The 7,775-nt window shown below is 38.1% G+C and carries 6 protein-coding genes; 4 read left to right on the forward strand and 2 right to left on the reverse strand.

Annotated elements, in window-relative coordinates:
* From HRT72_07570 to HRT72_07585, 4 genes are all read left to right on the forward strand, one after another.
* The coding region (locus HRT72_07570) for a pyruvate dehydrogenase (acetyl-transferring) E1 component subunit alpha (protein ID NQY67565.1) at window positions 1-574 on the forward strand (574 nt) is incomplete at its 5' end.
* A 15-nt stretch (window positions 575-589) separates the two neighbouring features.
* Window positions 590-1,846: a pyruvate dehydrogenase complex dihydrolipoamide acetyltransferase gene (locus HRT72_07575; GenBank protein NQY67566.1), complete on the forward strand. Its 1,257-nt coding sequence runs from the start codon at window positions 590-592 to the stop codon at window positions 1,844-1,846.
* Between the two features lie 21 nt (window positions 1,847-1,867).
* Window positions 1,868-3,976 carry an ATP-dependent DNA helicase RecG gene (gene recG / locus HRT72_07580; protein ID NQY67567.1) on the forward strand — a complete coding sequence of 703 codons (2,109 nt, stop codon included), beginning with the start codon at window positions 1,868-1,870 and terminating at the stop codon, window positions 3,974-3,976.
* A gap of 67 nt (window positions 3,977-4,043) precedes the next feature.
* Complete coding sequence (locus HRT72_07585; protein ID NQY67568.1) at window positions 4,044-6,485, forward strand: phenylalanine--tRNA ligase subunit beta; 2,442 nt, start codon at window positions 4,044-4,046, stop codon at window positions 6,483-6,485.
* Here the strand turns inward: HRT72_07585 and HRT72_07590 are convergent.
* Window positions 6,480-7,511: a hypothetical protein gene (locus tag HRT72_07590; GenBank protein NQY67569.1), complete on the reverse strand. Its 1,032-nt coding sequence runs from the start codon at window positions 7,509-7,511 to the stop codon at window positions 6,480-6,482. The genes HRT72_07585 and HRT72_07590 overlap by 6 nt on opposite strands.
* Window positions 7,512-7,526: 15 nt before the next feature.
* Window positions 7,527-7,775: pyrroline-5-carboxylate reductase (locus HRT72_07595; GenBank protein ID NQY67570.1), on the reverse strand; the 249-nt coding region annotated here is incomplete at its 5' end.

Raw genomic sequence — 7,775 nt, forward strand, 5'->3', positions numbered from 1 at the left:
AACACTATGCTATATGGGTGATGGTGCAACTAGGCAGGGCTCTTTTCATGAGACTCTCAACATGGCCATGAACTGGAAGCTTCCGGTAATCTTTATCATAGAAAATAATCATTACGCGATGGGGACATCGGTCGAGAGAACATCTAACGTAACAGAATTGTATAAGCTTGGACATGCGTATGAAATGCCAAGCTATGCAATAGATGGAATGAGGTGCGAGGATGTGCATGACGGAATAAGTGAGGCGACTACGAGGGCAAGAAAAGGAGAGGGACCTACGTTAATTGAAATCAATACGTATCGATTTAAAGGGCATTCAATGTCAGACCCAGCTAAGTATAGAACGAAAGAAGAAGTAGAGTCTTACAAAGCTCAGGATCCAATAGAGCAGGTATTGGAGACCATAGTTAAAAAGAAATATGCCACTACTAAAGACATAGAAGCTATTAAAGAAAGGGTTGCTAAAGAAGTAAAAGATGCTGTTCAATTTGCAGAAGAATCTCCTTTTCCTGACGCGAAAGAGTTATTCGAAGATGTATATCGTGGAGAGAATTATCCGTTTATAACAAGTTAATGAGATTCCAATAAGATGGCCGAAGTAGTATTAATGCCCAAATTAAGCGACACTATGACCGAAGGTGTGGTTGCGGAATGGATCAAGAAAATTGGAGATGAAGTAAAGTCTGGGGATATCTTAGTAGAAATAGAAACGGATAAAGCCACCATGGAATTTGAATCCTTCTATGATGGTATTTTGCTTTACATTGGAGTTGAAAAAGGTGCTAAAGCAGAGGTCAATGCAATATTGGCAATTATTGGAGATAAAGGAGAAGACATACAAGCCATTATTGATGAGCACTCTAAACCTGCTGAGGTTGCCGAAGAAGTAATCAAAGAAAAAGTTGAACCTGAAAAGGTTATAGAAGAACCTGTCAAAGAAGTAGTAAGTAGCCCGGCAATTGTTGAGTCTGTTTCATTAGTTACGGATAACTCTCGAATTAAGGCCTCTCCATTAGCAAAGAAGTTAGCAAGCGATAAAAATATTGACTTACGAACCGTTAAAGGAACAGGTTCTGGAGGACGTATCGTTAAGTCTGACATTGATAATTACAAAGGGGGAGGTTCTATTTCTACTCCAACTTTTGTAGGTACAGAATCTTTTCGGGATGAGCCTGTTTCGCAAATGCGTAGAGTAATCGCATCTCGACTGGCTGATAGCAAGTTCACCGCCCCTCATTTTTACCTTACTGTAAAGGTGGAAATGGATAAGGTAATAGACGCTCGAAAAGCAATCAAGAAATTATTGGACGTAAAAGTTTCTATTAACGATTTAGTAATAAAAGCATCAGCGATTGCTTTAAGAGAACACCCTGCGGTAAATTCCTCTTGGTTGGGAGATATTATTCGATTTAATGATCACATTCACATCGGTGTTGCTGTTGCTGTTGAAGATGGGTTACTTGTTCCAGTTGTTCGGTTTGCTGATGGGAAAACATTAACACAGATATCATCTGAGGTAAGAGAGTTGGCAGGGAAAGCCAAAGAAAAAAAATTGCAACCACAAGAGTGGGAGGGGAATACATTTACAATTTCTAACCTGGGAATGCTTGGTATAGAGGAGTTTACGGCAATTATCAATACGCCAGATGCTGCAATACTGGCCGTTGGAGGCGTAAATGAAGTTCCTGTTGTTCGAGATGGGCAAGTAGTTCCTGGCCATGTTATGAAACTTACATTGTCATGCGATCATCGAGTTATAGACGGTGTAACAGGTTCGGTTTTTTTAAATAAAATAAAAAACTTACTCGAGAATCCCGTAGTATTGCTAGGCCAAAACAACATCTAATTCATCACGAGTTAATGCCTAATGTCTAGTAATATATTCGAAACACCTATTGAATTCTTAAAGGGAGTCGGTCCCCGGAAATCGGAGTTGCTTAAAAAGGAACTTGGGTTGAAAAAATTTGGTGACCTGGCTACTTATTATCCGTTTCGTTACGTCGATAGATCAAAGTTTTATAAGGTTAGTCAGGTTAATTCGGATGCAGCGTACGTCCAAGTATTAGGTCGAATTACATCTATAAAAGTTATTGGAAAGAATAGAGGTAAAAGATTGTCTGCCATCTTTTCAGATGAAACCGGTTCGTTAGAATTGGTTTGGTTTAAAGGAGTTGATTGGATATCAACAAATCTTAAGAAAAATGTAGAATATGTAATGTTTGGGAAACCGAATATTTACCAAGGTCGAGTTAATATTGTACACCCCGATTTGGACTTAGTACAAACCGGACAACAAGCTGCTAGTTCTCAGCTACAAGCTGTTTACTCATCTACCGAAAGATTGTCATCCACTGGATTAAACAGTAAGGGGATATGGAATCTTCAAAAGATTTTGATTCCACAGATTATAGCTCAGTATAAAGAGACATTATCAGTAAGTATGATTGCGGAGTTAGACATGTTATCCAAGCAAGATGCAATAAAGAATATTCATTTTCCCGGAAGTATCGATTTACTCAATAAGGCAGAATTTCGATTGAAGTTCGAAGAATTGTTCTTTGTTCAGCTTCAATTGATTCGTTCGAAGATCAGTAGAATTAACAAACTGAAAGGGTTTAAATTTCCGGATGTGGGTGAATACTTTAATCTTTTTTATAAGCACCATCTAGAATTTGAATTAACGAATGCCCAAAAAAGAGTAGTAAAAGAAATTCGTACCGACCTTGCTCAAGGTGTGCAAATGAATAGGTTACTTCAAGGAGATGTTGGCAGTGGTAAAACGATAGTGGCGGTATTGATACTCTTGCTTGCAATCGATAATGGCTATCAGGGTGCATTGATGGCTCCTACAGAAATCCTTGCAATTCAACATTTTAAAGCAATTGACGAAATATTCTCTAAGATTGGTCTTAAGGCGGCTTTGCTTTCTGGGTCATCTAAAGTTGCAGAAAGAAGAGTGATTCATGAGGAGTTAATGAATGGCAAAATTAATCTGTTAATAGGGACACACGCCCTTATCGAAGATAAAGTTGAATTTCAAAACTTGGGTCTTATTGTCATAGATGAACAGCATCGCTTTGGCGTTGCACAGCGTGCGAAACTTTGGAAAAAAAATAAAAATGGTATTCCCCATGTTCTTGTAATGACAGCAACCCCTATCCCAAGAACGCTTGCCATGAGTTTTTATGGAGATCTTGATATATCTGTGATTGACGAGCTCCCTCCAGGAAGAAAACCTATAAAAACGATTCATCGATACGATTCTGCTCGTCTGAATATTTTTGGTTTCATGAAAGAAGAGATCAAGAAAGGACGTCAGATATATCTAGTTTATCCCTTGATTAAGGAATCTGAGAAAATGGATTATAAAGATTTGATGGATGGCTATGAGAGCGTTTCAAGAGCATTTCCCATTCCTGAATACCAGATTAGCATTGTACATGGACAAATGAAAGCTGCTGATAAGGAGTTTGAAATGAACCGGTTTATCAAAGGAGAAACTCAGATTTTGGTTGGTACTACCGTGATTGAAGTGGGAATAAACGTGCCAAACGCGTCGGTAATGATAATTGAAAGTGCAGAGCGGTTTGGACTTCCTCAATTACATCAATTGAGAGGAAGAGTTGGTCGTGGAGCCGATCAGTCTTACTGCGTACTGATAACAGGGCCGGCTGTAAGTGCAGATGGAAAGCTCCGAATGAAAACAATGGTTAACTCAAACGATGGTTTTGAAATAGCCGAAGTGGATTTAAAGCTTCGTGGTCCCGGTGATATTATGGGAACTCAGCAAAGTGGTATTATGGATTTTAAAATTGCCGACCTTGGTAAAGACGTTCAGATTCTTCAAATGGCGAGAGACAGTGCCTTTAAACTATTAGAAGAAGATCCTGATTTTAGAAAAGCGGAAAATGCAGTTATTGCCAATGAATTTAACGTGCTTGCAAAGGGTAAAAGAGGGTGGTCTAGAATATCATAAAGAGTCCTCTTGCCATTGGTAATCCTGATATTGAATAACTAATTTAGCATTCTGATTTCAGTACAATATGAAGATTTCTTTTGATTGGTTAAAAGAGTATATCAATTTCGACATTGATATAAACGAGGCTGCAAGAATCCTGACGGACACGGGCCTAGAAGTAGAGTCGATAGACGAAGGAATTAGCGGTCCCGAAAACTGGGATACCTTGATAGTTGGTGAAGTTCTTTCTAAAGATCAACATCCTAATGCAGACAGACTCTCTTGCCTTAAAGTTGCCATTGGTAATGGCGATGACATTGCAATTGTGTGTGGAGCCCCAAATGTTGATGCAGGGCAGAAAGTTGTTCTAGCGCAAGTTGGTACTGTTTTTAATAATGATAAAGGCGATTCCCTAAAGATTAAGAAATCAAAGATTAGAGGAGAAGAATCGTTTGGAATGTTATGTTCGGAAGTTGAGTTAGGAATAGGAACGGATAACAGTGGAATCATGGTTCTTGATTCGTCGATCGCAACTGGAACTTCAGTTAAAGAAATAGTTAATAGTTCAACTGGTGGAGGATCTCTCGAAATAGGCTTAACACCAAATAGATCTGATGCAACATCTCATATAGGGGTAGCAAGAGATTTAATTGCTGCTATTTCATTAGAGAAAGAGGTGGAGTTAGTTCTTCCTTCTGTGGAAGCATTTAAAGTGACTGACAATAGTTTGCCTGTAGAAGTTACAGTGGAAGACAATAATGCATGTCCACGTTATTCTGGAGTAACAATTTCGGATATTAAGATAGAGGAATCCCCGTCTTGGCTAAAAACAAGACTCCTTACTATCGGTTTAAAGCCAATTAATAATGTCGTTGATATTACCAATTTTGTTCTGCACGAAACAGGGCAACCGCTTCATGCATTTGATTATAGCAAGATTGAAGGAGGAAAGGTAGTTGTGAAAAAATTTGATTCGGAGGTCAAATTCGAAACTCTAGATGGGGTTGAAAGAAAAATTACCCCTGCGGATTTAATGATCTGTAACGTTCTCGCTCCGATGTGTATCGCCGGTGTTTTCGGTGGATCGGAGTCTGGCGTATCCGATTCTACAACTTCTATCTTTTTAGAGAGCGCTTATTTTAACCCAGTATCCGTTCGTAAAACGGCTAAACGTCATGGATTAAATACTGATGCATCGTTTCGATTTGAGAGAGGAGCCGATCCCAACATTACTTTGTTTGCTTTAAAAAGAGCAGCGATATTAATAACGGAAATATGTGGAGGTAAAGTGTCTTCGGAGATAGTAGATATTTATCCAAATCCCATTTCTGATTTCGAAATAGAATTTTCCTATAAAAACTGTGATCGTCTTATTGGAAAGTCTATTGAAAGAGAAACGATAAAGAAAATTTTCAGATCCCTTGAAATAGTTATTACTTCAGAGACAGAAGAAGGATTAAGTTTATCAGTACCACCTTTAAGGGCAGATGTAATTAGAGAAGTAGATCTGATTGAAGAGGTGTTAAGAATCTATGGATATAACAACATAGAAGATCCAGCGAAGATGAACTCTAGTCTTGTTGTAAGCGATGCTTCCATTCAAGAGAAAATTCAAGATGAGATTTCAGATATGTTGGGTGGGAATGGTTTCAAAGAGATCATGTCTAATTCCCTTACTAAAGCGGACTATTACTCAAATAAAGCAGGTTTTAATGCAAACGAGAATGTAGAAATGTTGAATCCGTTGAGCTCGGATCTAAATGTCTTAAGAAAAACATTAGTGTTCGGAGGATTGGAAGCAGTGGCTTACAATGTTAATCGAAAATACGATAGCCTTAAGCTCTATGAGTTTGGATCTGTTTATCAAAAAGAGGGTGAGAAATACAAAGAGGAAAGACACTTGTTACTACTATCCACTGGAAATACGGTAACACCATCTTGGAATGCTAGTAAAACGCCTGTAGATTATTTCTTTCTAAAAGGAATTGTTAGTGGCCTATTTACTAAGCTAGGATTTCAAATAGAGGATTTAATGATGCAAGAATGTAATTCCAGTCTTTTCGCAGGAGGAGTAGAGCTTCTTGAAAGAGATACAACATTGGCTTCGATAGGAAGAGTAAATGAATCTGTTTTAAAAGAATTCGGAATTAGCCAAAATGTAATTGGATGTACGATTAATTGGACAAATCTTTTAAAAGCATCGGCGGCTAAATCGATTAAGTATAAACAAGTGCCTAAGTTCCCTGGAGTACAGCGAGATTTGGCTATTGTTATTTCGCCTAATATCACTTTTGCCGATTTAAGGAAAGCTTGCCTCGCATCTGATAATAAAATATTGAAAGACATTACTTTGTTCGATTTGTATATCGATAAAAAAGATTCGTCGGGTAATAAATCTTGCGGACTTCGATTTAAATTCCAAGATGAGAAACAAACTTTAACAGACGAGCAAGTTCAAAAAGTAATGGATAAAATTTTCGGAATCCTTCAGTCAGGAAAAATAAACGCGACCATAAAAGGATTATAAAACCGATTCTTGATCGGCGATCTGCAGACTTAGCTTAAGTATAGATCCCATATTGTCGCAAGCTAGAAACCCTTTCTCTTTGTAATGATCGGCGAGCTCCGTTTTTAATTGCACAACTTTTTCTGGTGATGAAATTACATCTTGCGTCAGAACTTTCATTAAGTCAGTTATACGATGTCTACCTGCAAATAATCTTTTTGCAATTAGTGCACGTTCTTCTTTTTGGTATTGAACAACAGTCTCTTTTGTAGTATGGTTGATGCAAAGATCTACGTATGCTTTGTTCTCTTTAAAGAATTGAGGTAAGTACATGTTTTTCTTTCCTTCATAACATTCTTGATCAAAATCTATTGAGCGAATTCTGTACTGAACAGCATCGAAATCTGGTGTCATATCAATGACGAAATTATAAGACCTCATATCTCCAAGCAAGCAGACAAAGCAACGTTCGTTGAATTTAATAAATTCTTTCGCTACACGAATTTCGTTGATGCTCCTTTCTTTCATGTAATCTTCCACGAACTGATCTCCTGGTATGCCTGGAATGTGCTCTTCTACTAACGTACTACCGTCTACAATGTAGTTTATTCGGTTAGGTGATAGTATGTGTTCAATCTCCGACCCGTATATCCGAGAGGCGTCTGCCTTCTTTATATAGAAGTAATCGTAGTTGTCGTTGATATTATTGATTACACGTATTCGGAAAGGGTTTGAGTTTCCAAAAGTGCAATAGTCAATTCGATCGATAGACAAATGTTCGATAACAGATGTGTCACCCCCTGTTTGTAGTAGAGCGTATATTCTAGTTAATCCTGTATTTATCTCCACCATTTCGCTATGCGAATACATCACAGATTCCCACAACGTATCAGCACCTTTATCGTTGATAAATGGCATAGAATTCTCATACCGAAGTAAATCTTGGTAACGAATGGGGATAGAAAAAGATCGAGAATAGCTCGAAAGGTATCTACTTAAACTTTCACCGACTTCGTAATGAATTTTCTTCTTTTGGATATCGGTCATAGTTTAAATCTCTAATTAGTCGTCGGAATACAGATTGTCTGCTTTTTCGTACGAAGTAATAATACCTTTAATAATTGCAGAGCTAAACCCTTGATGTTCCATTTGATTAAGACCAGCGATTGTGCATCCTTTTGGAGATGTTACATTGTCGATCTCAGTCTCTGGGTGGTTTCCTCTCTTCAATAACAAACCAGCCGATCCTTTAGCAGTTTGTGCAGCCATTCGAATCGCATCGTGCGCATGGAAACCAATTTCGGTACCTCC

This window comes from Flavobacteriales bacterium (assembly GCA_013214975.1).
Lineage (GTDB): Bacteria > Bacteroidota > Bacteroidia > DT-38 > DT-38 > DT-38.